Below are 25,091 nucleotides of genomic sequence, written 5' to 3' on the forward strand. Positions count from 1 at the left end.
AGAGAGTTAGCCCACACTCAAAACCTTGGACACATTTTGAATAATTTTATAGATCTAAGCATATATCAATATTTCATATACTGCGGCATGGCGCGGTCCTGACATGATCACCCTGACCCGCTCGGACCGACACCTTTGGCGCCTCGCCTGGCCGCTTATGCTCACCAACCTGACCGTTCCCCTGCTGGGCCTGGTGGATACTGCCGTACTGGGGCACCTGGACAGCCCCGAGTACCTGGGCGCGGTCGCGGTCGGCGCCAATCTCTTCAGCATTCTCTACTGGACGTTCGGTTTCATGCGCATGGGCACTACAGGTATGGCCGCCCAGGCGTTCGGCCGCCGGGACGCCACCGCCCAGACCGCCCTGCTGGTGCGCTCCCTGTTACTCGCCTGCGCCATTGCACTGGTGCTGATCCTGCTACAGACACCCCTGATTGCCACTGGCCTGTCTCTGATGAACCCGGGGCCCGAAGTGGCAGCGCTTGCCGCCGAGTACGCTGCCATCCGCATTTGGAGCGCGCCGGCCGTACTGTGCCAGTACACCCTGGTAGGCTGGCTGATCGGCTGTCAGCTGCCCCGTGGCCCGATGGTAATGCTGATTGCGGCGAACGGTGTGAACATTGTTCTGGATGTGCTGTTTGTCACCGTTCTGGGATGGAATGCCCGCGGCGTCGCCATGGCCACCGTGACCGCCGAATACGGCGCTACTGCCCTGGGTCTGTGGCTGGTGTGGCAACGCCTGCCGGACCATCGCGCCACCCTGCGGGAGTTGCTTGGCCACCTGCCGGACTACCTGGCACTGATCCGGGTAAACCGTTACCTGATGGTGCGGACCATCGCGCTGCTGCTGACGCTGGCCTTCTTTACCGCCCAGGGCGCCAGGCAGGGTGAGGTCATCCTGGCGGCCAACGCGGTTTTGCTGACCTTCCTGCTGGTGATTTCCAATGGCCTGGACGGTTTCGCGAACGCCGCCGAAGCGCTGGTGGGGCAGGCGGTGGGCCGTCGCTCCCACCGGCGTTTCCTGGTGGCCTGCCGCACGGCGGCACGCTGGTCACTGATTGGCTCGCTGGTATTCACGGTGTTATTCGTGGGCGGTGGCTATTGGCTGATCGGGTTGCTTACCAGCATCGAGGAAGTCCGTGCCACAGCCCGCCAGTTCCTGCCCTGGCTGTGGCTGCTCCCAATGACCGCTGTGTGGGGATACCTGTTCGACGGCATCTTCATCGGTGCCACCCGCACCCGCGACATGCAGAACACCATGCTGTTTTCTGCGCTCGGAATCTTTCTGCCGGTCTGGTGGCTGACCACATCCTGGGGCAACCATGGTCTGTGGTTCGCGCTGATCATGCTGATGGTGGCAAGGGCCGCCTCAATGGCGACGGTGTTCATGGTACGGACCCGAAACAGGTCATGGTTCCGACATGAGTAAGCGGTAATCCCCCCGGCACGAGAAAAAATCTCAACTACACTCCAAAAAAGGGGCGTCCTGAGCCAGTGTCCCGTTTGGTGAATTCGTCGAATTCACCAAACGGGACACCAGATTCCCTGCAATGATGAAGCAAACCCGGCATTGTCTGACATGACTCCAGAGGCAGTATTGAACATCATCGATCAGGCCCGTCGGCAGGAAGCCCGATCCGGCGAATTTCTCCGCCAGATGCGCGAGAAAGCCGCACGGCTGCCGGCCAGCGTGACGGTTGAAGGCTACCAGCCCGCCATGTGCCTGTTCCAGTTCGCCATCGAATACATCGAAATGGCCCCCCGGCTGATCGACTGTATCGACGACTGTGCCCGCAAATCCGGTAAGCGCGGGTTGTTCGACCCGTTCATTCAGACGGCCATCTGCTACTTTACCCAGCCGTCCATCATCCTTACCCAGTACGATGGCCTCGACGGCTTATTGATCAAGGCCTATCTCTGCCACCGCCTGATGGAGGAAATGTATGAGAATAACCTGTCCATTCGCCGCAGCCAGGTGGTTGATATGGAAGCCACCCAGGCCAACCTGCTGGCCCACCAGCTGATCGGCGAACCCTTTGCCAATGAGCTGGACGAATCCATCAACCTGACCACGCTGAACCTGGCAGGGTCGCCCAGTTACTATGAACTGAACCTGGATCCATTCGTAGAAGAGTTACAGAAAGCCGCCGGGGTCTGGATGAGGGAATACTGGGAAAACCTGCTGACGCGAAACCACATCCGGTTTACCCTGATGCGCTGACCAACCCACGAGCGATTGGTAACAATAATGTTCAGAATGGCCCTGGTATTGTGTATTACGGTGGCCCCCATGATCGCTGCCGCCGAGCAGTGGACGTTTCTCGCAACCGATGCGGATGGCGGCAAGCCCCTGACCGATGCGGTTATCCTCATGCCGCGACCAGCAGAACCGGTCGCAGCAGATGCCAGGATGGTGCAGGAAAACCGCCAGTTCGTCCCCCATGTACTGGTGATCCCGCCTGGTACCGAGGTCAGTTTTCCCAACCGGGACAACACCCAGCACCATGTTTATTCCTTCTCGCCGGTAAAGACCTTCGAGATCGAGCTCTACGCCGGTATTCCCGAGGCACCCATCCGCTTTGACACCACCGGCGTGGTGGAACTGGGCTGCAACATCCATGATCACATGCAGGGGTTCATCCTGGTTACCGATCAGCAGCACGGAATCACCAATAGCAGCGGCGAAGTGTCCCTCGACTGGCCGGACGACCAGCCATTACCCGACCAGGTTCGCGCCTGGCATCCGCGGCTGGCAGACACCAGCAGGCTGATGGACGTTGCCATCGACAGCCACCCTGGCGAGCCTGTCACCGTGTCTCTGCCGGTTCGCCCGGCACCGGAAACGGATTCTTCCCTGGACCGTCTGCAGCAACGATTCCGGGAGCTGTAGCCGTGAGTCCGGGCGGACTCGGATTCCGCGGCCGCCTGCTGGCCGCAATGTTGTCCCTGGTGGCCGCAACCGCCCTGGTGCTCGGACTGTCCTTCATGCTGTACCTGCTGGAGGACGAGGAGCAGCGTGCTGCTGACAGCCTCGACGTGGCCGCCCGGGTTACCTCCGAAATCATGGACGGGCGTAGTGAACTGCTCACGGGCAACCTGCAGGTTCTGGTGGATGATTTCGGCTTCCGCTCAGCCATCGCCAGCGACAACCAGGCGACCATGGAAAGCACCCTCGCCAACCACGCCGGTCGTGCCGGCGCCGATGTCGCCATCGTATTGGACAACGACGGCACCCCCCTGGCCAGCATCGGCGCCGCAGACACCGGAATACAGGAGTTCCTGCCGCAATTGCTGGCCAGCGCGACCAACAACGGCCAGGCGGGCCAGATCATCAGCACCGGTAACCGTGCCCTGCAGATGTTCGTGGTACCGGTGAGTGGCGCCGGGCTACGGGCCTGGCTCGTGGCCGGGTTTGCCCTGGACGACCGTTTTGCGCGACGGCTGGCCGAGCTGACTGGCACCGACGTGGTGTTCCGCAGCCGATCCGGTTCATCACTGCTTGCCGCCAGCCGCCCCCCCGACGCCATGGGGCAACTTCCACGCCTCGGGACCACCGGGCAAATGGTCGAAACCAAAGGTTTTTTCTCCCGGGCACTGGACCTGGGGTCCGGTCAGCCTTCACCGGTACAGGCGGTATTGCTGATCGACCGGGAACAGGCCCTGGCCAACTACTATGACCGTGCCGCTGATCTGGCCCTTATCCTGCTGCTGTCAGTCGTCCTCTCCGGCCTGGTGGTACTGGTTATCGCCAGGGCCCTGGGGCGCCCGGTGCTGGACCTGGCCCGTTTCGCCACTGCCATCGGTGATGGCCGCACCGTCGCCGAGCCCCCGCCCCCGAGAACCCGCGAACTGCGAACCCTGCAGGACGCACTGACCACCATGCAACAACGGGTACTGGAGCGGGAGGAGCATATCCGCTTCAGCGCTCTCCACGACGACCTCACCGGCCTGGCCAACCGCAAGGCCCTGAACGAGACGCTGGCAAAGGCCCTGGCGGACCGGCAGCCGCTGTTACTGGCCGGCCTGACCCTCACACGATTCCGGGCGCTGAACGACACCCTGGGCTTCGAATTCGGTGACCGGACCCTGATACTCGCCGCCGATCGGCTAAGGGCCTTCCTGCCGGAGCGGACCCTGCTGCTGACCCGGTCCGGCGGCAACGAATTTGTACTACTGACCGATCAGGCAGAAGGCCCGCTGGACTCATTGCTGACGAAGCTCCGGGACGCCCTCCAGGCCAGTGCCCGCATCGGCGAAACGCCCATCAACCTTCAGGTTGCGGTGGCCGGACTCGAGTTGCCCCGGGACGCCACCACCCTGGATGAACTGCGGCGTCGACTGCGCCTGACGCTGAAGCGGGCGGAGCACAGCCCTGAACAGGTGGCCCACTATGAACCCGGTGGCGACGAATCACACCTGCGGGAACTGACCCTGACCCAGGATCTTCGCCACGCGATCGCCAATGACGGGCTCAACCTGGTCTACCAGCCCAAGATCGAGATGGGCACCGCCCGCATGGTGCAGGTGGAGGCGCTGGCGCGCTGGCATCACCCGGAACTGGGTTTCATCTCGCCAGAGGAGTTCATCCTGCTGGCCGAGCAGACCGGTCAGATCGGTAACCTGACCCGCTTCATCCTGACCCGAATAGCCCGGGACCTGGCCGGGCTGCATCACGGGGGGCTGATGATTGGCGCGGCCATCAACCTGTCCGCCCTGGACCTCAGCAACCCTCAGCTGCCCGAGGATATCCGGCGGGCTTTCGCCGATCAGGCCATTGACTGCCAAAGGCTGACCTTCGAGGTCACGGAAAGCGCGATCATGACGGATACCGAGTCGGCCCAGTCCACCCTCGAACAGCTCAGGGCCATGGGCGTCAGCCTGTCGGTGGACGATTTCGGCACCGGCTACTCGTCCCTGTCGCAGTTGCGCCAGCTGCCGGTACAGGAACTCAAGATCGACAAGTCTTTTGTGTTGCGCCTGAACGAGGAGCCCCAGGATCAGCTGATTGTGCGATCCACCGTGGACATGGCCCACGGCCTTGGCCTGACCGTGGTGGCGGAGGGCATAGAGAACCTGGACAGCTGGCGGCTGCTGCAGGGCTGGGGTTGCGACAAGGGGCAGGGCTTCTACATGGCGCGGCCCATGCCACCGGCAGACCTGCCCGGCTGGGCCAGCGACTTCCGCGAGCAGGCAACCAAGCTGCGTCAAATGACCGGAGATAGTTCATGAACCATCGTCTCAATCACCAACGACCGGCTCTGGCACTGCTGGCCGGCCTGGCCCTGGCCACACCGGCCCTTGCCGATCCCGGCAGCCGGCTGTGGGCCACCGGTGGCGTCACCACCATCGAAGGCAGTGCCGGCGGCGGACTGGTGCCCTGGGCCCTGCTGGCCGGCTACGCCAGTGACCAGGAGTGGGGCGGAACGGTGACCCTGTCCCGGGCGGAGGTGGACGACTTCACCCTGAACGTCACCGGGGCGGCGCTGAACTGGCACAATCGGGTGGAGATCAGCATCGCCCGCCAGACCCTGGATCTGGACACCCTGGGGGCAGCACTTGGCGAGGACGAACTGTCCCAGGACATTGTCGGCATCAAGGCAAGGCTGTTCGGCGACGTGCTCTACAGCGACTACGGCCAGTGGTCGGTCGGTCTCCAGCACAAGCGCCAGCGTGACTTCGACATACCGGAGGCCATCGGCGCGAAGGACGACCAGGGCACCGACCTCTACCTGTCCGCCAGCAAGCTGTTCTTCGCTGCGGTGCTGGATCGTAACCTGCTGGTGAATGCCACGGTGCGGGGCACCAGGGCCAACCAGGGCGGCCTGCTGGGTTTTGGTGGTGATCGCAATGACGGTTACCAGGCCATGCTGGAAACCAGTGTTGGCCTGCTGCTGAACCGCAGCTGGATCGTCGGCGCGGAATACCGGCAGAAACCCGACAACCTGGGCTTCGCTACCGAGGATGACTGGTGGGACGGCTTCGTCGCATGGGTACCGGATCGCCGTTTCTCGGTGACCGCCGCCTGGACGGATCTTGGCGACATCGCCGGGCTGGAGGAGCAACGGGGACTTTACCTTTCACTACAGGGCAGTTTCTGAGGAGATCTCTGATGACACGATCAGTCCGCACAGCCATCCTGCTGGCCCTGACAATACTGGCCACCGGTTGCGCCATCCGCCACAACACAGCGGATGACGCCCTTTACCAGGACCTGGGCGAGCGCACCGGCATTGCCGACATGGTGGAAGACCTGATGTACCGCATCGTGGAGGACGAACGCATCGCCTTCCAGTTCAAGGGCATCGACGTGGTGCAGTTCCACACCAACCTGACGGACCAGATCTGCGAGATCAGCGGGGGCCCCTGTACCTACACTGGTCGCCCGATGGCCGACGTGCACGACGGCATGAACGTGACCGAGACCCAGTTCAACGCCCTGGCGGAACAGCTGGTGCTGGCCATGGAAGAAAACGGCATCAGCACCAGCGCCCAGAACCGGCTGCTCAAGCGCCTGGTGGAGCTACACCCCCGGATAACCCACCGTTAGCACTTGGCGTTTGTCATCGCCGGCGTTAACCTTGTCGGCATCTAACCCACTGAATTTACACTGACCGGAGCCCCAATTCGATGGACAATCCCGATCTTGGCAAACTGATCCTCCGACTCACCCTCGGCGGGCTGCTGCTCTTCCATGGCATCAGCAAACTGTTCAACGGGGTTGGATTCATCGAGGGACAGCTCGTCAGCCATGGCATTCCGGCATTCTTCGCCTATGGTGTATTCATTGGCGAGCTGTTGGCACCGCTGATGGTGATCGTGGGCTACCAGACCCGCATTGGCGCCCTGCTGATTGTCTTCAACATGCTGGTGGCCATTGCCCTGGTGCACACCCACGAGCTGATGAAGCTCGCCGGCAACGGCGGCTGGGCGCTGGAATTGCAGGGTTTCTTCCTGTTCACCGCCCTGGCCCTGATCTTCCTGGGGCCGGGCCGTTACAAGCTGAAGAACTGAGGTACCACCCATGAGCCGTAAAATACTCCCCGGTCGCTACCGACACTACAAGGGCAAGGATTACGAAGTGATCGGCACCGCCCGCCACAGCGAGACCGAGGAATGGCTGGTGGTGTACCGGTGCCTGTACGGTGACCACAGCCTGTGGGTGCGCCCGCTGGACATGTTCAACGAATCGGTGACCGTGGCGGGGGAGGAAGTGCCCCGTTTTACCCGTATAAGTGACTGATCTCCCGGCCGGGGGCCAAGGCTCCCCCGGGCCTCTTTGACTCCGGCATCGCTTTCCTGCACATTAGCGCCCCTTCAAAACCTGACCAATTTGTCACCAAACCCGCGCAGGCCCCACAAGGGCCCGCGCCACTCACGGAGTCTTACCATGAACGCCGTTGTCGCCGCGGTTATTGTCATGCTCGTCCTGAGCCTTGCCCGCATCCACGTTGTCGTTGCCCTGATCGTTGGCGCCATGGTTGGTGGCCTGCTGGGCGGGCTGTCCCTGGATGCCACCATCGAAGCCTTCAACAGCGGCCTTGGCGGCGGGGCTACGGTCGCCCTGTCCTACGCCACCCTGGGCGCCTTTGCCGTGGCCATTGGCAAATCCGGGCTGGCCCATGCCCTCGCGGACCGGGCACTGGCCATGGTAGGTAGCCAGGACACTGGCAACTCCTCGGCCACGGCCAACAAGGGCGTGCGCTTCCTGATCATCGGCCTCTTGCTGGCCGTGGCCATGTCCTCCCAGAATATCCTGCCGATCCACATTGCCTTTATCCCGATGCTGGTGCCACCACTGCTGTACGTGATGGCAAAGCTGAACCTGGACCGGCGCCTGGTGGCCTGCGTGCTGACCTTCGGCCTGATCACACCGTACATGTTCCTGCCAGTGGGCTTCGGCGGCATCTACCTGAACGAGATCCTGATGGCCAACGTGGCTGACAATGGCATTGCCACCGACAGCCTCAGCGTGATCAAAGCAATGGCTTTGCCAGCGCTGGGCATGCTAGTGGGCCTGGTGATTGCGGTATTCTTCAGTTACCGGGGAGAGCGCCGGTACGACCTGGCCAGAATCGAGCGCACCGAGCGGGTGGACACAAGCTACAGCCGCTGGACCCTCGTCATGGCCATTGTCGCCATCGCCGCCGCCTTCGTGGTACAGCTCTGGCTGGGTTCCATGATTCTGGGGGCGCTGACCGGCTTCGTGCTGTTCAACCTGTCCGGCGTCGTTCGCTGGAAGGAGTCCGATGACCTGTTCACCGAAGGCATGAAGATGCTGGCCATGATCGGCTTCATTATGATTGCCGCCAACGGCTTCGCGGAAGTCATGCGGGAAACCGGCGATATCGCCAGCCTGGTGCAGGGATCGGTGGAGACCATCGGCGACAACCAGGCCATGGCGGCCTTCCTGATGCTGGTGGTGGGCCTGCTGATCACCATGGGCATCGGCTCGTCCTTCTCCACCATTCCCATCATTGCCGCACTGTATGTGCCCCTGGCCCTGGAACTGGGCTTCAGCCCCCTGGCCATCGTGGCCCTGGTAGGCACCGCCGGCGCCCTGGGCGATGCCGGCTCACCCGCCTCGGACTCCACCCTCGGCCCCACCGCCGGCCTCAATGTCGACGGTCAGCACAACCACATCTGGGACACGGTGGTACCCACCTTCCTGCACTACAACCTGCCGTTGCTGGTGTTCGGGTGGCTGGCGGCGATGGTGCTCTAGTGTGCCTTAACACAAGTTCTTCGATTGTCAGCGCGCCTGTGTGAACGTTGGGCAAGGCGCACGAGCGCAGGACTGGCGGGCCAATTCAAGCGAGTGCAACGCAGCCCAACGTTCACACAGGCGCGCTGGGGCCTCAGTGCCAGTAGGACCACCCTTCCAGGTAGTACTCATGGACAACGGGGCGGTCCAGGGAACTGACTTTGGCCTCGCTGGTGGGAAAGAGGTCTTTCTCAAAGGTTAACGCTTCACCAACCACGGCCTGATCCAGATATCGGGTCATTACCTCAATAGGTTGGGGGGTGAGCGGGGCGGTACTGGCGTACACGAACCCCCAGTCACCAAAGGAAGGAACCGGGACATGGTAAGGGGTCACGGATTCGAAGCCAGCCGCCTCCAGTGACGACGCGATGGACCAGAATGCATCAGTGGCAAAATAGGGGCTGGTGGCCTGGGTGGTAAAGATACCGCCCGGTGCCAGATGCTGGCGCACAAGACGGTAGAATTCGCGGCTGTACAGCCGGGCGATGGAGACATTGTTGGGGTCCGGGAGATCCGCCAGGATAACGTCGAACGGCTCTCTGGTTTCATCCAGATAGACCATGGCATCAGCGGACACCACGGTCACCCGGTCGTCACTCAGGCTCCCCCGGTTCAGTTCAACGAGTCGCGCATCATTGGCCGCCAGCTCAACCACGGCCGGATCCAGATCCACCAGGGTAACCTGCTCGATTTCCGGATACTTCAGTAGCTCCCGTACCGCCAGACCATCCCCCGCCCCCAGCAGAAGCACCCTTGAGGGCGCCGGGTGCTGAGACAGCGGAATATGGACCAGGGATTCATGGTAGCGGTACTCATCCACTGAAGAGAACTGCAGGTTGCCATTGAGAAAGAGCCGCAGGTCATCCTTGTACTGGGTCATGACAATGGTCTGGTAAGGCGTCTGCTGCCGGTGAACCACCCGGTCGCTGTAGAGCGAGCTCGACCAGTAATCGAGCAGCCCCTTGGAAAAAATCAGCATCAACGCCAGGAAGGCCGTTACCAGGAACCCCGCCCAGCCCAGTATCCGTTTTCTCGACAGGTTGAGTTGCGGCGAGAAATACCACAGGTTGAGCAGCCCCAGCGCAATGTTCAGCAGCCCGAATGCCAGCGACGACTGGAACACGCCCATGAACGGCAGTACCAGGAAGGGGAAGGCCAGAGTGGCCAGCAATGCGCCCAGGTAGTCCAGCGACAGCACATTGGAGAGGTTCCGGGCCAGGATATCCTCATGCTCCAGGATGCGCGTCAGTAGCGGCACCTCCAGCCCGGTCAGCGTACCCACCAGCAGTATCAGCAGCACCATGACCGGCTGGATCAGGTCGGTATAGGCGTAGGCCAGGTACATGAAGGGTACGCACAGCCCGCCGATCACCCCCAGAATCAGCTCGACGCCGATAAACGCCGACAGCAGGTCGCCCTTGATCCACCGGGACAGCCAGGAACCCAGCCCCATGGCCGCCATGTAGATACCGATGGTGAGTGAAAACTGCCGTACGCTGTCGCCGAGAAAATAAGAGGCGGTCGTGCTGATCAGAAGTTCATAGATGATCGAGCACAGCCCGGCAATCAGGATCGAGCCGATCAGCACCTGTTTCTGGCGCGACAGGCTGACCCCGATATCGCCCACACTATTTGCCATAGTGAATGCCTGTACCGCGGCTGCCGGGGCCTCCGGGAGCGCTGCTGCGGACACTACGGCTCGGGTAGTACCGGGGCCCGCCGAAATACCAGAATGAAGGGCCCGAGTCGTAACCGTTATAGCCTGCGTAGCCATAGCCATTGCTGCTGCAGCTGAACAGTCCCAGGTAGATGACCGCCAGCAGCGCCAGCGCCAAACCAGTCTTTAGTTGCATAGTGAAACGTCCCTGTCCGTTTATTGTTCCTGAACCATTTCGCGAAAGGTGCTCCGGTACCGGAAAAGCCCGACGACAATGGCAAGGATCAGCGCCACCAGCCCGATCGCACGGTGAGGTATGGGGCTGAAACCGCCTTCGTCGATGTCCACCTTGATGGTGGCCCGTCTCAGGTCCGACGCCTCGAAATTGTTTTCGGTGCTGACGTCAAAGAAGTATTCGCCGGGCTCTGCCACGGTCAGTTTGCCCTGGTAGGACGTCTCCGACTCCCGCCAGTAGTAGCCTTCGTAGTCGCGGCCTTCTTCATGCCACAGGCCTTCGCCCACACCCACGAGATACTGTTTGTTGGCATCCAGCAGGGCCACGGTCACGGAGCTCCAGTGGCCTAGGGGCACCGGCTGGTAGACATGAATATCGAGAATGGTGCCGCCATCCTCAACCACCATGGGGCCGATGACACCACCCTCGGCGGGCAGCTTCTCCAGTAGTTTCTGGGTACCGCCCGGAAGGCTAAGGCCACAGGAGGTGACCAGACAGAGTGCCGCAAACGCAAAGAGAATGCGGACCAGCGGCAGGGGATTGGATTCGGTTTCGTTTGTCATGGCGATCACCCGATCATGAAGTACAGAACTGTGGCAAAACTGATCGCAATGGCGAACTCGAGCAAGCCGGCCCCGGTGTTGCGATCTTCGGCAATTTCCTTGTTCAGGTCATCACGACTGATAACGACCTTGTCGAAGAAAAACCGAACCACGATCAGGTAAACAAAGACGCCCAGCAGGTTAATACCCAGCCAGGTGAGGTTGTAGGCCCAGCTCACGAAATCGCCGTTGACCGATCCCATGATAATCAGACTGATGGCCACCATGCTGCCACCAAACCCGAGGCCGGCGGCCAGATTGTCGCCCTCTATTTCCTTGTGGATGGAATAGGGGGTCATCCATTCATACAGGCGACTGAAGACCAGCAACGCCAGTTGCCCGATGCCATAGAACGCCAGGGCAGACACAATGCCACCGCCTTCGCCGTGGATAGCACCTGCCACCACCAGGGCAGAACCGAGATAGTTGGCGCCCTGGATCACGCCGGCCGCCCGGTTATGGTGCTCTTTTATGGCCCTGGCGACGGAAAACGTATTCAGGATGACCCGGTCGTTCAGGATGCGGGACAGGTTCAACAGCACCAGCCCCAACAGGCTGTAGCCCCCAACCACCAACAGGTCCATCCACCACCCGACACTCGGGCCAAGATAGGCACCGCAAAAAATCGCGGTGAATCCAACATAATAGCCAGCCAGACTGGTGGCCTGGGCAGCGTTGTCAGCGCCGGTCAGTTCCTGGTCCAGACAATAGGGGGTAAGAAACTTTTTCAGGTATTTGGCCGCGAGGAACAGCCCGATATACAGCACCAGCATGCTGGCGCCCCTGAGCAGCACATCGATATTCAGATCCATGGCAATCATCCTTGATCCGTCGTTCGGTAAACCTTGATGCGGGAAGGCGGAATTCGCTGTGACAGGTAGGCCCGGTGATCCTGACCCCATCGCTCGATGGTCAGGTCATGACGGTCGTCGTCCCCTTCCAGATCCCAGTACTCCAGTGTCTCGGCCCGGGACTCGTCTCCGTCCGGCAGGAACCGCGCCGTGCCCTGCTCTGTCATGCGGAACACGGCGCCGTCGAAACTCACCGTCGCGCCACGCTTCAGCTGCTCCACGCCCGCTTCGTCCAGACCCAGCTCATCGATTCGAAGCCGTTTCAGGGTAACGCTGGTTTCCAGTTCATCGTCACGCTCCACGTCCAGCCAGACGGTACCCGAGCCAGACTCGCCCTCGAGTTCGAACCAGCGATAACCGTCCTGCTGGTAGACATGGCGAGCCGTGATCTGGACGTCAGCCTCGGCCATGTCCGGGCCGTGGGGCGGGAGCTGTATTACGCCCCCGGACCGGACACTCTCGATCCCTCCGGCCTGTGGGTCAGAATCGCCGGAGTGGTCAGCGGAGGAAGACGACTGCCGGGACCACAACCGATAGCCGATAACGCCGGCAACCACCAGCAACGCCAATAACAAAAGATCCATCACCATGGTGCGCTAGGCCCCCGGCTTCTTCTCTGATGACTGGGCGGCCATCTGGGCTTTCAGTTCCGCCAGGGCATCACTGCCGCCGCTCTTGCCCAGGGCCTGATCGATGTCATCATCCAGCGACCGGGACGACTGGATCATATCGCCATAGGACTCGGCCAGGGCTTCCTCTTCTTCCACCTTGGTGCGCATCTTTTCCAGGGTCGCGATGGTGGATGAGGAATCGACCTGGGCCATCTGCCGGTTGATTTTCTTGGTGGCGGTACTGACCTTCGCTCTGGCCTTCAGTGTTTTAAGCTCGTTCTCCCACTGAGAGATCTGGCCCCTGAGATCCTGGATCTTGTATTCAAGATCGGCGGAGAGACGATCGTACTTTTCCTTCTCTGCCTTATGCCGTTCGGCTGCTTGCTGCGACTGGCTCTGTTGCTCCAATGCACGAGTCGCCAGCAGGTCGGCTTCCTCCTGGGGCAGTTCTCCCGCCGCCGCCTTCTGTACCAGCCGCATGGCCTTGAACTGGTAATCCTCCACTTCCGACGATGCATTTTCGAACTCACGTCGGCTGCGGATGGCGATGGCTTTTATTTCGGCCAGACTGTGCACACTCTTGTCCAGGTCGGACTTCAGGTCACGGATGGCCTGCTCGCTCATCTTGATGGGGTCTTCGAGCTTGTCCATGGCCGAATGGGCTTCGGCAGAGCCTAACGTGAAAAGTCGCTTGAACAGGTTCATGCGGCAGCCCCTCCTTGCTGGGCGAGTTGAATAAGGTCATCGGCATGCTCGGCAAGCATCAGGCTCAGGGCGTTCACCGAGCTTTCCAGTTCGTTCAGATCGAGGTTGGCCAGGGCCAGGGTGTCCCGGAAAATCAACCGGGTACCGGTTTCATCCAGGCAAAGGGCACCGTGTATCAGCTCCCGGTTAATCTTGAGAAGATCCCGGTAGTTGTCCGCAGTGGCCGACGGGATATCCAGCAGGTACTGCTCCAGCACGAGAATGTCATCTTCACAATCGAGTACCAGGCGGTGAATACCCTGCTGTTCGGCACTGACCACCAGCAGTTGTTCATCGGGATCCTCGTGATCCACCTGAACGGCCAGTGTCTCGATGTAAGCTTTTACGGTTTCAAACGGCGTTGACATTTTGGGAGTCGCTCCTTGATAAAGTGACGGTCAGGCGGTGGACCGGGCAGGCTTCAGGGCCTCATTCACTTCCGTTTCTGTGGGAATGGCCACTTCACGGACCATGAGAATAATGCTGCTGGCGTCGAAACGGTGATCGGGTGCCGGGTGGCACTCCACATGGCCGTCATCGGTGACGTAAGCCATCAGGGTGCCGAGCCCCGCACGCATCAGGTCGCAGGCAACGTCAGACCAGACCACATCCTTCAGAGACACCTGGTATCGCGTCGCATGATCGCCATCATGAGTGAACAGGTTCTCCAGGATCTTCTCGCTACCGGGTGCCACCAGGGCCCGGACCAGGATCTCCGGATAGGCCCTGACAGGGCGGAGGGTGGTACAGTTGCCGGCACGCTCGGTACGAGCGCGGTTCTCATCCTGCACGCACTCGGCGACGGTATAGGGCTTGGCGCCACCGCAGAGCTGGTCGAGCTGCATCAGTACGTCCAGGGTCACGCTGTCCGAGACGCGACTGTATTCGTCTCTCGCCAGCACGATAATGGCCCGCGCGTCCTGCGCCGAGGCAGCTTTCAGTGCCTCCAGGTCGGAGGACTCGCCATGATAGTGAACAACCCCCTGATCCCTCAGCGACGCCGGTAGTCCATCGGGAAAGGCGTCAGTCAGGATCTGGACCGGTGTGTCCGCAAACCGTTCGTTGGCCCTGAGTTGTGACACCAGTCTTTGGAAATACACCGCCGGACTGTGTTTGGGGCTGTTGATGATTAGTACATGGTCTTTCATATGCCATCTCCATAGGCCCTTGATCATGTATTCTTTCTGCTTGAGGCGATAATCGATGTAGTCGCTGGCAAGCTGGGCGAGCAGCGTGATACCGGCGATATACAGCAACAGGACCGTGGCGGCCCGACCAGCCGGCGTGGCAGCGGAAAAGTCGCCGTAACCGACCGTGGTGAGCGTGGTCAGGGTTAACCAGATAGCATCGCTGAGACCCAGCCCCTCGAACAGGAGCATGGCAACAACATGCAGGGAGGAAAGGGCAAGCAGCCAGAAAAGAGCTTTCCGCAACCGTGCCCGCATACCAACATCAAGCCGGCGGGAAATTTCGGAACTGGAACGTCGTTTCTTGAGAAGAAGGCGGTAAAACATGATGGCTGACGCACCCATCCCTGGGCCACACGTCGACTCCTGTCAGGTCAACACTGAAACATTTGCCGCCCGCATCGGGGCTGACATGAAAACTTTACGGATATTACATGGTTAAGCCACACAGTTCCATCCATGCATGGCCAGCGTGCTGACGGTCATCACATTCACACCAAAGGTGGTCTGTGCCCGTCTGCCAGTGAACGCTTTCAGTCGTCCGAATGACCTGCCTTGAAGAAGACCACCTGCTTGACGGTGTGGTCGTCTTCGTTCTTGCGCTTGTTGACCCGGGTTTCCAGTTCCGGATTGCCGGAGGGGCCGTCGCCCCCCTGACTGTCGGTGAAGCCGCAGGACACACATTCCCGGTGCTGTACGCCGTCGTCGTCGGTGTACATGGTCAGCCGGTCCATGGCCGCGCACCGGGGGCAGACGGCCCCGGCGATAAAACGTTTCGGTGTACGGGCCATTGTCAGACTCCTCAGGCTGCGTGGTCGTGGTCCGTGATACCGGACTGGCGGAGCAGGGCTTCCACGTCCGGTTCACGGCCACGGAAGGCTTTGAACAGCTCTGCCGGCTCGCGGGAGCCGCCCATCTCCAGGATATTTTCCCGGAAGGCGTGCCCGGTCTCCGGATCGAAGATACCGTTTTCCTCGAACAGTGAGAACGCATCTGCTGCCAGCACCTCCGCCCACTTGTAGCTGTAATACCCTGCAGCGTAACCACCGGCAAAGATATGGGAGAAGGCGTTCGGGAATCGGTTGAATTCCGGCGACTCCACCACCGCCACCTCCTTGCGGACGTCCCGGTGCATGTCCAGCGGGTTGGTGGGGGCCTGTTCCGTGAATTCCGCGTGCAACCGGAAGTCGAACAGCGAGAACTCCAGCTGCCGCATCATCTGCATACCGGCCTGGAAGTTCTTCGCTGCCAGCATCTTGTCCAGCAGGTCCTGGGGCAGCGGCTCACCGGTTTCATGGTGGCTGGCAATCAGTGCCAGGGATTCCGGGTTCCAGCACCAGTTCTCCAGGAACTGGCTGGGCAGCTCTACCGCATCCCAGGCCACGCCATTGATGCCGGAGACATCCGCCACGTCCACCTGGGTCAACATGTGGTGCAGGCCATGGCCGAACTCGTGGAACAGGGTGGTCACCTCGTCGTGGGTCAGTAGTGACGGCTTGCCTTCCACCGGCGGGGTGAAATTGCAGGTCAGGAACGCCACCGGCAGCTGCAACTTGCCACGCAGGTTCTTCCAGCGCACCCGGCAGTCGGCCATCCAGGCGCCGCCGCGCTTGCCCTGGCGAGCGAAGGGGTCCAGGTAGAACCAGGCAATCTCTTCACCATCACGGGAGATGCGGTAGGCGGTGGCATCCTTGTGCCAGGTTTCCACCTCCGGTTGTTCCTCGATCTGGACGCCGAACAGCTTCTCGGTCACCTGGAACATACCGGAAATCACCCGCTGGGCCGGGAACCAGGGGCGCAGGGTCTCCGGGGAGATATCGTAAAGCTTCTGGCGCAGCTTTTCGCTGTAGTAGCCAATATCCCAGGCCTGCAGATCCTCAACCCCGTGTTCCTCCTTCGCGAAGGCTTTCAGCTCCGACACTTCCTGCTCCGCAACGGGCTTGGCCTTGGCTGCCAGCTTGTGCAGGAAGTCCAGTACCTCGTCCACGCTGGAAGCCATCTTGGTGGCCAGGGAGCGTTCGGCAAAGTTGTTGAAGCCCAGCAGTTTGGACTGGGCGTGGCGGCGTTTGAGGATTTCCGCCATGATCGGGGTGTTGTCCCATTTGCCGGCGTCCGGCCCCATGTCGGAGGCCCGGGTAACAAAGGCTTCGTAGACTTCCCGGCGCAGTTCCCGGTTGTCGCAGTAGGTCATCACCGGGAAAAAGCTGGGGAAATCCAGGGTAATCACAAAGCCGTCCAGCTCTTTCTGCTTTGCGGCCTGACGGGCGCCGTCAAGAGCGGACTCCGGCACGCCGGACAGTTCCTGTTCATCGGTGATGTGCTTGTACCAGTGCTGGGTGGCATCCAGCACGTTGTCGCTGAAACGGCTGGACAGGTCCGCCAGCTCCCGGGACAGGTTGGCAAAGGTTTTCTTCTTGTCTGCGGGCAGGTCGACGCCACCCAGGTGGAAATCCCGCAGGGTGTTGTTGACCATCTTCTGCTGGGCTTCACTGAGGTCCCTGAAATCCGCCCGATCGGCGACTTTCTTGAAGGCGGCGCAAAGCTGTTCGTTCTGGCTGATTTCGGTGCTGTACTCAGTCAGCTTTTCCAGGCAGCGCTTATGGACGGCGCGGATCTCTTCGTTGTTCATTACCCCGTTGAGGTGGGAAATAACCGACCAGGCGTTGTTGAGTCGGTCATCCAGTGCCTGCATGGGCTGAACCAGGGTGTGCCACGACGGGTCTCTCTGGCTGGCCAGCTCCTGGATCTGTACGCGGTTGTCGCTGAGGATCTGGTCAATGGCGGGCTCCATGTGTTCGATACGAACGTGATCGAATTTAGGGAGCAGGTCGTCTGATAGCAGTGGATTGTTCATTTGGCTTCGCCTCAGCTGGCAATTTTGAATCAATGATATTCACCGTATTATCTGTGAAGATATCGGTATACAAATGTCCTGGCTAATAGGTGTATGTAATGGCGAACATACGTTCTCACAAGGGTTACACACCAAAATTCGGTGAAAGATCCTGGGTGGATGACTCAGCGGTGGTGATTGGTGACGTGGAAATGGGAGACGACTGCTCGGTCTGGCCCATGACCGTGGTGCGGGGTGATATGCACCGGATTCGGATTGGTAACCGTTGCAGCATCCAGGACGGCACGGTGATTCACATCACCCATGCCTCTGACTTCAACCCCGGCGGCTGGCCCACCACCCTGGGCGACGACGTCACTGTCGGCCACAAGGCCCTGATCCACGGCGCCACGATTGGCAGCCGCGTGCTGGTCGGTATGGGTGCCATCATCATGGACGGCGCGGTGGTGGAAGACGACGTCATCATCGCCGCCGGCTGCCTGGTGACGCCCGGCAAGACGCTGGAATCCGGCCACCTCTACGTCGGCTCCCCCTGCAAGAAAGCCCGGGCACTGACCGACGATGAGAAAACCTTCTTCAAATATACTGCCGCGAACTACGTGAAGCTGAAGGACGACTACCTGGCGGAGCAATGACGCTGTAAGCCTCTCTCCCCTCAAGGGAGAGGGGATGTTCACCGCCAAATCAGGTGGTTTTGCAGAGCGTCTTCCAGGCTGTCTGACGGGCATGGGTGCTATTGGTGTTTTCGGAGCAGCGCCATGGGTGAGCCCTAGCGTTTACAAAGCGAAGCTTTGTGCGTAGGCGAACGCCGACCATCTGCGATGGTTGGCCGGACTGAGCGCGGAGCAAGGCGGGTTGCCAGGGACGGCCCCTGAATTGCGGCGGAGAAAACACCAATAGCACCCATGCCCAGCCCCCAAAACAAACAAACCTGATGCAGATCAAAAATCAACCAACTCGTCTCTTGAAATACTACCGTCCGCACCCAAACTCAGAACCAGCAGAGGTTCACGGATAACCATCCGGTTGGCGCCACCGTGATGGAGCTGTTCCGCGACTGAAGCTGAATCGAAACATTGGCATTCAGGTTCACAGGAGGAGTTTCATTATGAGCAATCTTACCCGCTGGAATCCGGTCAACGAATTTGAAGACCTGATCAACCGTTACAACCGCTACTTCGGGCTGCCGGCCACCAACGGTGAGCGTGAAGGCAAGGATCTGTTCCGTCGTACCGACTGGGCCCCGGCGGTCGACATCAAGGAAACGAAGGAAGCCTTCGTTATTGAGGCCGAACTGCCGGGCATGAAGAAGGAAGACGTGAAGGTGACCGTCCACGACGGCGTGCTCACCATACAGGGTGAGCGCAAGAAGGAAGAGGAAACCGGTGACGACAAACACCACCGCGTCGAGCGGGTCTACGGCAGCTTCCTGCGCCGGTTTACCCTGCCGGACAACGTGGATGAGGACAGCATCAGGGCCCGCTTCAAGGAAGGGGTTCTGTCACTGACACTCACCAAGGCGGAGCCGGCAGAACCCAAAGCCATTGAGGTCGCGGTCGACTGACCCTCCGACCTCCATCAGGGTGCTCAGCGGCCGGGCTGGAGATTACTCCAGTTCCGCCGCTTTTTTTGCGCCTGCCGCCCTGAGGGCATCGGCATAGGCGGTCATGCGTTTGTGGCGGGCAATATGGTCGAGGATAGTTTCGCCCTGGCTGTCCTTCGCGTTCAGATCACGGCCGGCTTCCACAAAAAACCCGATGAAACGCTCGAAATCCTCGGCTCGCATGGCCTCATACGCCGAGATCAGTACGTAGTGATCCGGGTTGAGTCGGGCGTCATAGGGGCTCAGGAACAGGAAGCTCTTCACCCGTTCGTCACTCCATTCCTCTCCGATGACTTTTGGTTTTTCAGGTCCGCTCATGATCTCTCTCGTTATAAAAATTCCAGGAAAGTAAGGCCGAATAGTATAACGACCCATCAAGCTCCTGACCTAGATGAATTCTGTATTAGGTTATAGTGCCGTATCAGGGCAGCACTTCCACCGGCAGCTCCCGCGTCGGCACCGAATCCTGACATTCGGGTTCGCGGATGGCAATCTCCACCCGTCGATTGAGGGCGCGGTTTTCCGGTGTGGTGTTGGGAGCCAGCGGCTGGGTTTCCGCGCGCCCCGCAGCAATCACCCGCTCCGCCGGGATCTGTCGGTTCAGCACCAGCTCGTGCACCACCGACACCGCCCGGGCCGCGGACAGGTCCCAGTTGGAACGGAACCGGCTGCTGGTGATAGGCACATCGTCCGTATAACCGGCTACGATGATGTCACCGCTGCACTGGGCCAGTACATCCACCACCTGATCGATTATAGGCAGCATCTGCGGCTTGATTTCCGCTTCGCCCGAATTGAAGGTTGCCTGTTCCGAGAAACGGATGACCACCTGCTGCTGGTCATAGTTGATACTCAGTGACTCATCGGCCACCTGCTCCTGCAGTTCACCGATGAGCCTCGTCGAGAGCTCCACAATGCCCTCCGGCACCTGGGTGATATCCGGCGCGGCCCCCCGGTCATCGATGAATTCCGCCTCATCCCGGGGGGTATCCTGTGGCTCCGGCAGCGACACGGTATCCGACTCGATCATCGTCAGCGGTGACCCACCCACATCCGGGGCCACCACATTGGCACTGCCGAAGGCTACCGCCATGGACTGGGCCATGGCACGGTACTTTTCCACATCCATCTCGGCAAACGATAACAGCAGAATAAAGAAGGTCAGCAGCAGGGTGGCGAGGTCGGCAAAGGTCACTATCCACGCAGGCGCACCTCCCTTTTTGCGCACGGAGGTACGACGCGTAAGCACCGGAGACGCCACCGGTCAGGCCTCCTGGCCGGCTTCCGGCGCCTGACGCTGATCCGGGCTGACAAACGACGACAGGATCTCGGTGATCACCCGGGGGTTCTGGCCGCGGAGAATATTCTGGATACTGGTGACGATCAGCAGCTGGTTACGGCGTTCGTCTTCGGCCTTGAGCTGGAGCTTGTCGGCCAGGGGAAGGGCGATCAGTTGCGCAATGAACGCGCCGTAGAGCGTGGTCAGCAACGCAATCGCCATGGCCGGACCGATGGACGAGGGGTCATCCAGCGTGTTGAGCATCTGCACCAGGCCCACCAGGGTCCCCAGCATGCCGATGGCCGGCGCTGACTCGCCGATACCCCGGAACACCCGCTCGGCCACTTCGTAACGCTCGCTGACCTGCTGGATATCCTGGGCCAGGGTTTCCTCGACCATTTCCGGCGGGTGCCCGTCCACACACAGGTTGATCGCCTTTTGCAGGAATTCGTTTTCCGTTTCGTGGCTTTCAAGCCCCAGAATGCCGTCTTTGCGGACCACCCGCGCCAGCTCACCAACCTCACGGATCAGGTCACTGGGGCGATCCAGGCGGTCGGTAAAGGCGGTCTTCAGGGCCAGCCTGAAGGCACTGCTGACCGTGGCCAGACGGAACCGGATCAGGGTAACGGCAAAGGTACCGCCCAGCACAATGGCCAGACCGGGGAGGTTCAAAAAGGTCAGTGCGGAGGCGTTGGCCAGCATGGCGATTATGACAATCGCCACCCCTGCCACCAGCCCGACCAGGGTCAAAATATCCATGCCAGTGTCCCGTCCGGGTAATTCGTTAACCTACTGAGCCACTGAGGGCCTTGAGAGCAAGGCGCGGTGGCGAAGGTTTGGTGATTCCAAATCAAGTCAGCGCAACGCAGCTATCAAGGTCCTCAGTGGCTCCCGCAGGGCGTCACGCAGCAGGTTGACGAATTACCCGGACGGGACACCAGGCCCTATGTTGACGACTACTTATGCTGCCCACAGCATAGCCCAGTTCGCGGGTTTCGGGCCAAGGTCAGGCGCGCAAATGGTGACCTGTCTCAGTTATTGCGCAACTCATCCATCACCGGCCCGGTTTCAGGACGCACGCCCCGCCAGATGTAAAAGGATTCAGCCGCCTGCTCCACCAGCATGCCAAGCCCGTCGAGTACCTTACCCGCGCCATTATCCAGCGCCCACCGGTTGAAGGTGGTAACGCCCGGTGTGTACATCATGTCGTAAACCACCGTAGCCGGTGTGACGGCATCCGTGGTCACCGGGGGCAGGTCGCCCTGCAGGCTGGCGCTGGTGCCATTGATAGTGATATCGAATCCTCCCGTTACGTCGGTGAACCCGATCGCAGACAGCAGGGTGTCACCGGCCTCGTCTGCAAACAGTGCCACCAGCGCCTCCGCTTTTGAAACGGTGCGATTGGCAATCACCAGCTCCCCGGGCCGCTGCGCCAGTATCGGACCCAACACCCCGCGCACTGCGCCGCCAGCGCCCAGAATCAACAGTCGTTTACCCGCCAGGCTGACGCCGGCACTCCTGGTCAGGTCGGTCACCAGACCCACACCATCGGTATTGTCCGCCACCAGCCGGCCATCGGCATCCTGGTAAAGGGTGTTGCCGGCCCCGGCCTTCGCAGCCCGCTCGCTGCGACGGTCAGCCATGTTCCAGGCCTGTTCCTTGAACGGCACCGTGACGTTCAGGCCCTTGCCGCCCTTGGCGAAGAAATCCCGCACCGTCTCGTCGAACTCCTCCAGTGGCGCCTGGATAGCGGTGTATTCCACCGGCTCTCCGGTCTGGGCGGCGAACAGGCTGTGGATACGGGGGGATTTGCTGTGGCTGATGGGGTTGCCCACCACCGCGTACAGATCATTGTGCATCGTCTTCCTCCAGCCAGTTGCGTCCGGTCAGGAAATGCTCCGTCAACCGGGCCTCCTCGGAACCCTGCTCCGGCGTGCGGTTGTAGTCCCAGCGCACCAGCGGCGGCAGCGACATGAGGATGGACTCGGTGCGGCCGCCGGATTGCAGCCCGAACAGGGTGCCACGGTCATAAACCAGATTGAACTCCACGTACCGGCCCCGGCGGTAGAGCTGGAATTCGCGCTCACGCTCACCCCAGGGGTGGTCCATACGACGCTGGACAATGGGCTCGTAGGCCGCGATGAAACTCGAGCCCACGGACTGCATCAGGCCGAAGTCATCGGCGAAGTTACCGGTATTGTGGTCATCAAAGAACAGGCCGCCAATGCCCCGGGGCTCCTGTCGGTGCTTGAGATAAAAGTATTCGTCGCACCACTGCTTGTAACGGGGGTAGATATCGGCCCCGAAGGGCAGGCAGGCATTGCGGGCCGTGTCGTGCCAGTGGCGGCAATCGTCGTCGAAACCGTAGTAGGGCGTCAGGTCATAACCGCCACCAAACCACCACACCGGTTCGCTGTCCTTTGGGGTAGCGACAAAGAAGCGCACATTGGCGTGGGAGGTGGGCACATAGGGGTTCTTCGGGTGCATCACCAGCGACACGCCCATCGCCTGCCAGGGCGCCCCCGCCAGATGCGGACGGTGGGCCGTGGCGGACGGGGGCATCTGCTCCCCCATCACGCGGGAAAAGTTGACGCCACCCTTCTCGAACACGGCACCTTCGGTGATGACCCGGCTGATGCCGCCACCGCCTTCCGGTCTGTCCCAGGCGTCGGTAACGAATCGTTCCTTGCCGTCCAGGGCCTCCAGGCGCTCACAAATCGTGTCCTGCAGGTTCAGCAGGTATTGGCGGACGGCTTCGGAATCCGGCATTGCGGGATCGGTCATCTGGCCTCCTATCTCAGCTTCTGGCCGGTGGTGATATCGATAATGGTACTGGGTTGGCGGGAGCTGCCCAGGCTACCCGACACCATCAGGTCAATGCCATCGGGGAAGTACCGCCGCACCCGCCAGGGAGCTCTGGCCGGCTCACGGCCAGCCGGATTGCAGGAGGTGGACACCAGCGGCATGCCCGCAATCCGGCAAAGCTGCTGCACCAGAGGGTGGGCACTGACCCTTACCGCAATGGTGTCATGGTCGCCCCGCACCCAGTCCGGGATCTGCGAATGCACGTCCGGCACCACGCAGGTGACCGGGCCCGGCCAGTGGCTCTCGGCCCGCTGGCGAACCTCGTCCGGCAATGGGTCCAGCAAGAAACGGATCTGCTCGACAGAGGCGGCCACCAGAATCAGCCCCTTATGCACTGGGCGCTGCTTGAGGGCGAGGATGGTGTCGACGGCGAATTCGCTCCAGGGATTGCAACCCAGACCCCAGACCGCTTCCGTCGGGTAGGCGATGACGCCATCTCCTTCAAGGACCTGGCGGAGGCGCTGGCGAGACCAGTTGGTAGCAAGGTTTGTGGCGATTGTCATGAGGTTTCACTGGCTCGGCTGAAGGCCACGGCAGTCATGGATCGGCGCGAACTAGAAAACGCGGAGGTAGCCCCCTGGCGCGGATTCCACCAGCCCTTCCATTTCCAGCAATAGCAGCGACTGCATCAGCTGATCCGCCGGCAGCCCCGTGGCAGCACATAGTTGATCGGTAGAGCTGGGATCATACCCTAAAGCGTTCAGCACCGCGATTTCCCGCTGATCCAGGTGCTCCGGCGTCGGGGCCGGCTCCGGTGCCGTGGCGAACAGTTCGGGCTGGGGGCGGGGCCGGGTTCCGGGCACCGGGTCGGATGCCGGGGAGGCTTCGACCGGCCGGTTCCACCAGGCGGCCAGCTCCTCCTCGATGTCGTCCACCGTCTCCACCAGCTTGGCGCCCTGGCGAATGAGGGAATGGCACCCCCGAGCCAGCGGGTTGTGTATGGAGCCGGGAATGGCGAATACCTCCCGCCCCTGCTCCAGGGCCAGCCGCGCGGTGATCAGGGAACCGGAACGCAACCCCGCCTCCACCACCAGGATGCCACGGCTCAGGCCGCTGATGATCCGGTTCCGGCGGGGGAAATGGCCGGCTTTGGGACCGGTGCCCGGCGGGTATTCCGACACCAGCACGCCCTGCTCGACAATCTGGCCCGTCAGGGCCTTATGGCTGCGGGGATAGATCACATCGGCCCCGGTGCCCACCACGGCCACGGTATCACCGCCCGCCGCCAGGGCACCGGCATGGGCGGCACCATCCACGCCCTGAGCCAGACCGCTGGTAACGGCATAGCCTTTCTCAGTCAGCGCACCGGCAAACTGCCAGGCATGGTCCAGGCCGGCACGGGTGGCATTGCGGGACCCCACAATCGCCAGTTGCGGCTGGCTCAGCAGTTCCGTTCGCCCGCGCACGTACAGCACCGCCGGCGCATCCTGGATATGACGCAGGGGCTCGGGATAGCGCTCGCTGCCCCAACCCAGCAATTCGATGGCCTGCTGGCGGCAGGTGTCGAACACGGTCGCAATAGCGGCCAGCGGGGGGAAATCGAGATCCTTTCGCTGCCATGCGGCCATCACCGCACGGGCTTCGGCGCCGGCACCAAAGGCCTTCTGGGTGGCGGTGGAAGCGTCCAGGAATTCCAGGGGGTCGGCAAAGGCATCACATACCGCCAGCCAGCGCTTGCCGCTGAAACGAGGCAGCAGGCCCAGCAATAGCCATGGCGCCGAGGGTGAGGAAAGAAACGCAGTGTCTGGTGCACTGACCGATAAAGGCAAGGACAACCTCCCTGTCAATCGGGCTGCCATCCTGGCAGCCCATGGATTCCTGATCGGGTAAGGGGGCAGGTGC

Annotated in this window: 28 protein-coding genes; 11 read left to right on the forward strand and 17 right to left on the reverse strand. The window is 61.2% G+C overall.

Going from position 1 to position 25,091, the window contains the following annotated elements:
* Positions 1–103 precede the first annotated feature (103 nt).
* From ACFOZ5_RS00810 to ACFOZ5_RS00850, 9 genes are all read left to right on the forward strand, one after another.
* Positions 104–1,429: an MATE family efflux transporter gene (locus ACFOZ5_RS00810; protein ID WP_379884795.1), complete on the forward strand. Its 1,326-nt coding sequence runs from the start codon at positions 104–106 to the stop codon at positions 1,427–1,429.
* A gap of 150 nt (positions 1,430–1,579) precedes the next feature.
* The gene (locus ACFOZ5_RS00815; RefSeq protein ID WP_379884796.1) at positions 1,580–2,221 is read left to right on the forward strand and encodes a hypothetical protein; all 642 of its coding nucleotides are present in this window, start codon (positions 1,580–1,582) and stop codon (positions 2,219–2,221) included.
* A 27-nt stretch (positions 2,222–2,248) separates the two neighbouring features.
* Complete coding sequence (locus ACFOZ5_RS00820; RefSeq protein ID WP_379884797.1) at positions 2,249–2,890, forward strand: methylamine utilization protein; 642 nt, start codon at positions 2,249–2,251, stop codon at positions 2,888–2,890.
* Positions 2,891–2,892: 2 nt separating this feature from the next.
* Complete coding sequence (locus ACFOZ5_RS00825) at positions 2,893–5,229, forward strand: putative bifunctional diguanylate cyclase/phosphodiesterase (protein ID WP_379884798.1); 2,337 nt, start codon at positions 2,893–2,895, stop codon at positions 5,227–5,229.
* Positions 5,226–6,098, forward strand: coding sequence for a DUF3034 family protein (locus tag ACFOZ5_RS00830; RefSeq protein WP_379884799.1), 873 nt, complete (start codon positions 5,226–5,228; stop codon positions 6,096–6,098). Before ACFOZ5_RS00825 ends, ACFOZ5_RS00830 begins: the two co-directional genes overlap by 4 nt.
* 11 nt (positions 6,099–6,109) lie before the next feature.
* Positions 6,110–6,547, forward strand: coding sequence for a group I truncated hemoglobin (locus ACFOZ5_RS00835; RefSeq protein WP_379884800.1), 438 nt, complete (start codon positions 6,110–6,112; stop codon positions 6,545–6,547).
* A gap of 80 nt (positions 6,548–6,627) precedes the next feature.
* Positions 6,628–7,011 (forward strand): DoxX family protein, encoded by a 384-nt coding sequence (locus ACFOZ5_RS00840; protein ID WP_379884801.1) that lies wholly within the window; start codon positions 6,628–6,630, stop codon positions 7,009–7,011.
* Positions 7,012–7,021: 10 nt separating this feature from the next.
* Complete coding sequence (locus ACFOZ5_RS00845; protein WP_379884802.1) at positions 7,022–7,240, forward strand: DUF1653 domain-containing protein; 219 nt, start codon at positions 7,022–7,024, stop codon at positions 7,238–7,240.
* 147 nt (positions 7,241–7,387) lie between these two features.
* On the forward strand, positions 7,388–8,722 hold the full coding sequence (locus tag ACFOZ5_RS00850) for a Na+/H+ antiporter family protein (RefSeq protein WP_379884803.1): 1,335 nt from the start codon (positions 7,388–7,390) through the stop codon (positions 8,720–8,722).
* A gap of 133 nt (positions 8,723–8,855) precedes the next feature.
* Here ACFOZ5_RS00850 and ACFOZ5_RS00855 read toward each other — a convergent pair whose 3' ends face one another.
* The 10 genes from ACFOZ5_RS00855 to prlC form a co-directional block, all read right to left on the reverse strand.
* A complete protein-coding gene (locus ACFOZ5_RS00855; RefSeq protein WP_379884804.1) occupies positions 8,856–10,400 on the reverse strand; it encodes a polyamine aminopropyltransferase in 1,545 nt (514 codons plus the stop codon).
* Positions 10,390–10,614 (reverse strand): hypothetical protein, encoded by a 225-nt coding sequence (locus tag ACFOZ5_RS00860; protein ID WP_379884805.1) that lies wholly within the window; start codon positions 10,612–10,614, stop codon positions 10,390–10,392. Before ACFOZ5_RS00860 ends, ACFOZ5_RS00855 begins: the two co-directional genes overlap by 11 nt.
* A gap of 20 nt (positions 10,615–10,634) precedes the next feature.
* The gene (locus ACFOZ5_RS00865; protein WP_379884806.1) at positions 10,635–11,216 is read right to left on the reverse strand and encodes a hypothetical protein; all 582 of its coding nucleotides are present in this window, start codon (positions 11,214–11,216) and stop codon (positions 10,635–10,637) included.
* A gap of 5 nt (positions 11,217–11,221) precedes the next feature.
* Positions 11,222–12,067 (reverse strand): DUF350 domain-containing protein, encoded by an 846-nt coding sequence (locus ACFOZ5_RS00870; protein WP_379884807.1) that lies wholly within the window; start codon positions 12,065–12,067, stop codon positions 11,222–11,224.
* A 5-nt stretch (positions 12,068–12,072) separates the two neighbouring features.
* Positions 12,073–12,696 carry a DUF4178 domain-containing protein gene (locus ACFOZ5_RS00875; RefSeq protein ID WP_379884808.1) on the reverse strand — a complete coding sequence of 208 codons (624 nt, stop codon included), beginning with the start codon at positions 12,694–12,696 and terminating at the stop codon, positions 12,073–12,075.
* A gap of 6 nt (positions 12,697–12,702) precedes the next feature.
* Positions 12,703–13,422, reverse strand: coding sequence for a PspA/IM30 family protein (locus ACFOZ5_RS00880; RefSeq protein ID WP_379884809.1), 720 nt, complete (start codon positions 13,420–13,422; stop codon positions 12,703–12,705).
* Entirely contained in the window at positions 13,419–13,829 is a 411-nt protein-coding gene (locus ACFOZ5_RS00885; protein ID WP_379884810.1) for a YbjN domain-containing protein, read from the reverse strand. Before ACFOZ5_RS00885 ends, ACFOZ5_RS00880 begins: the two co-directional genes overlap by 4 nt.
* A 30-nt stretch (positions 13,830–13,859) precedes the next feature.
* On the reverse strand, positions 13,860–14,975 hold the full coding sequence (locus ACFOZ5_RS00890; protein WP_379884812.1) for an ion channel: 1,116 nt from the start codon (positions 14,973–14,975) through the stop codon (positions 13,860–13,862).
* 206 nt (positions 14,976–15,181) lie between these two features.
* On the reverse strand, positions 15,182–15,439 hold the full coding sequence (locus ACFOZ5_RS00895) for a YheV family putative zinc ribbon protein (protein WP_379884813.1): 258 nt from the start codon (positions 15,437–15,439) through the stop codon (positions 15,182–15,184).
* 11 nt (positions 15,440–15,450) lie between these two features.
* Positions 15,451–17,502 carry an oligopeptidase A gene (prlC, locus tag ACFOZ5_RS00900; protein ID WP_379884814.1) on the reverse strand — a complete coding sequence of 684 codons (2,052 nt, stop codon included), beginning with the start codon at positions 17,500–17,502 and terminating at the stop codon, positions 15,451–15,453.
* Positions 17,503–17,600: 98 nt separating this feature from the next.
* On the opposite strand from prlC, the gene ACFOZ5_RS00905 reads away from it, so the two are divergent.
* Positions 17,601–18,137 carry a gamma carbonic anhydrase family protein gene (locus ACFOZ5_RS00905; protein ID WP_379884815.1) on the forward strand — a complete coding sequence of 179 codons (537 nt, stop codon included), beginning with the start codon at positions 17,601–17,603 and terminating at the stop codon, positions 18,135–18,137.
* Between the two features lie 473 nt (positions 18,138–18,610).
* On the forward strand, positions 18,611–19,066 hold the full coding sequence (locus ACFOZ5_RS00910) for an Hsp20/alpha crystallin family protein (RefSeq protein ID WP_379884816.1): 456 nt from the start codon (positions 18,611–18,613) through the stop codon (positions 19,064–19,066).
* 42 nt (positions 19,067–19,108) lie between these two features.
* On the opposite strand, the gene ACFOZ5_RS00915 is transcribed toward ACFOZ5_RS00910, so the two are convergent.
* From ACFOZ5_RS00915 to dprA, 7 genes are all read right to left on the reverse strand, one after another.
* Positions 19,109–19,423, reverse strand: coding sequence for a PA4642 family protein (locus ACFOZ5_RS00915; protein ID WP_379884817.1), 315 nt, complete (start codon positions 19,421–19,423; stop codon positions 19,109–19,111).
* 103 nt (positions 19,424–19,526) lie between these two features.
* Complete coding sequence (locus tag ACFOZ5_RS00920) at positions 19,527–20,366, reverse strand: flagellar motor protein MotB (RefSeq protein ID WP_379884818.1); 840 nt, start codon at positions 20,364–20,366, stop codon at positions 19,527–19,529.
* A gap of 3 nt (positions 20,367–20,369) precedes the next feature.
* Positions 20,370–21,143 carry a MotA/TolQ/ExbB proton channel family protein gene (locus ACFOZ5_RS00925; RefSeq protein WP_379884820.1) on the reverse strand — a complete coding sequence of 258 codons (774 nt, stop codon included), beginning with the start codon at positions 21,141–21,143 and terminating at the stop codon, positions 20,370–20,372.
* Positions 21,144–21,415: 272 nt separating this feature from the next.
* On the reverse strand, positions 21,416–22,243 hold the full coding sequence (aroE, locus tag ACFOZ5_RS00930) for a shikimate dehydrogenase (protein WP_379884821.1): 828 nt from the start codon (positions 22,241–22,243) through the stop codon (positions 21,416–21,418).
* Positions 22,233–23,168, reverse strand: coding sequence for an oxygen-dependent coproporphyrinogen oxidase (gene hemF / locus ACFOZ5_RS00935; protein WP_379884822.1), 936 nt, complete (start codon positions 23,166–23,168; stop codon positions 22,233–22,235). The genes aroE and hemF overlap by 11 nt, the downstream gene beginning before the upstream one ends.
* An 8-nt stretch (positions 23,169–23,176) precedes the next feature.
* The gene (locus tag ACFOZ5_RS00940; RefSeq protein WP_379884823.1) at positions 23,177–23,752 is read right to left on the reverse strand and encodes an L-threonylcarbamoyladenylate synthase; all 576 of its coding nucleotides are present in this window, start codon (positions 23,750–23,752) and stop codon (positions 23,177–23,179) included.
* 51 nt (positions 23,753–23,803) lie between these two features.
* On the reverse strand, positions 23,804–25,018 hold the full coding sequence (dprA, locus tag ACFOZ5_RS00945) for a DNA-processing protein DprA (RefSeq protein WP_379884824.1): 1,215 nt from the start codon (positions 25,016–25,018) through the stop codon (positions 23,804–23,806).
* Between the last annotated feature and the right edge of the window lie 73 nt (positions 25,019–25,091).

Source organism: Marinobacter lacisalsi (genome assembly GCF_042651045.1).
GTDB classification, from domain to species: Bacteria; Pseudomonadota; Gammaproteobacteria; order Pseudomonadales; family Oleiphilaceae; genus Marinobacter; species Marinobacter lacisalsi.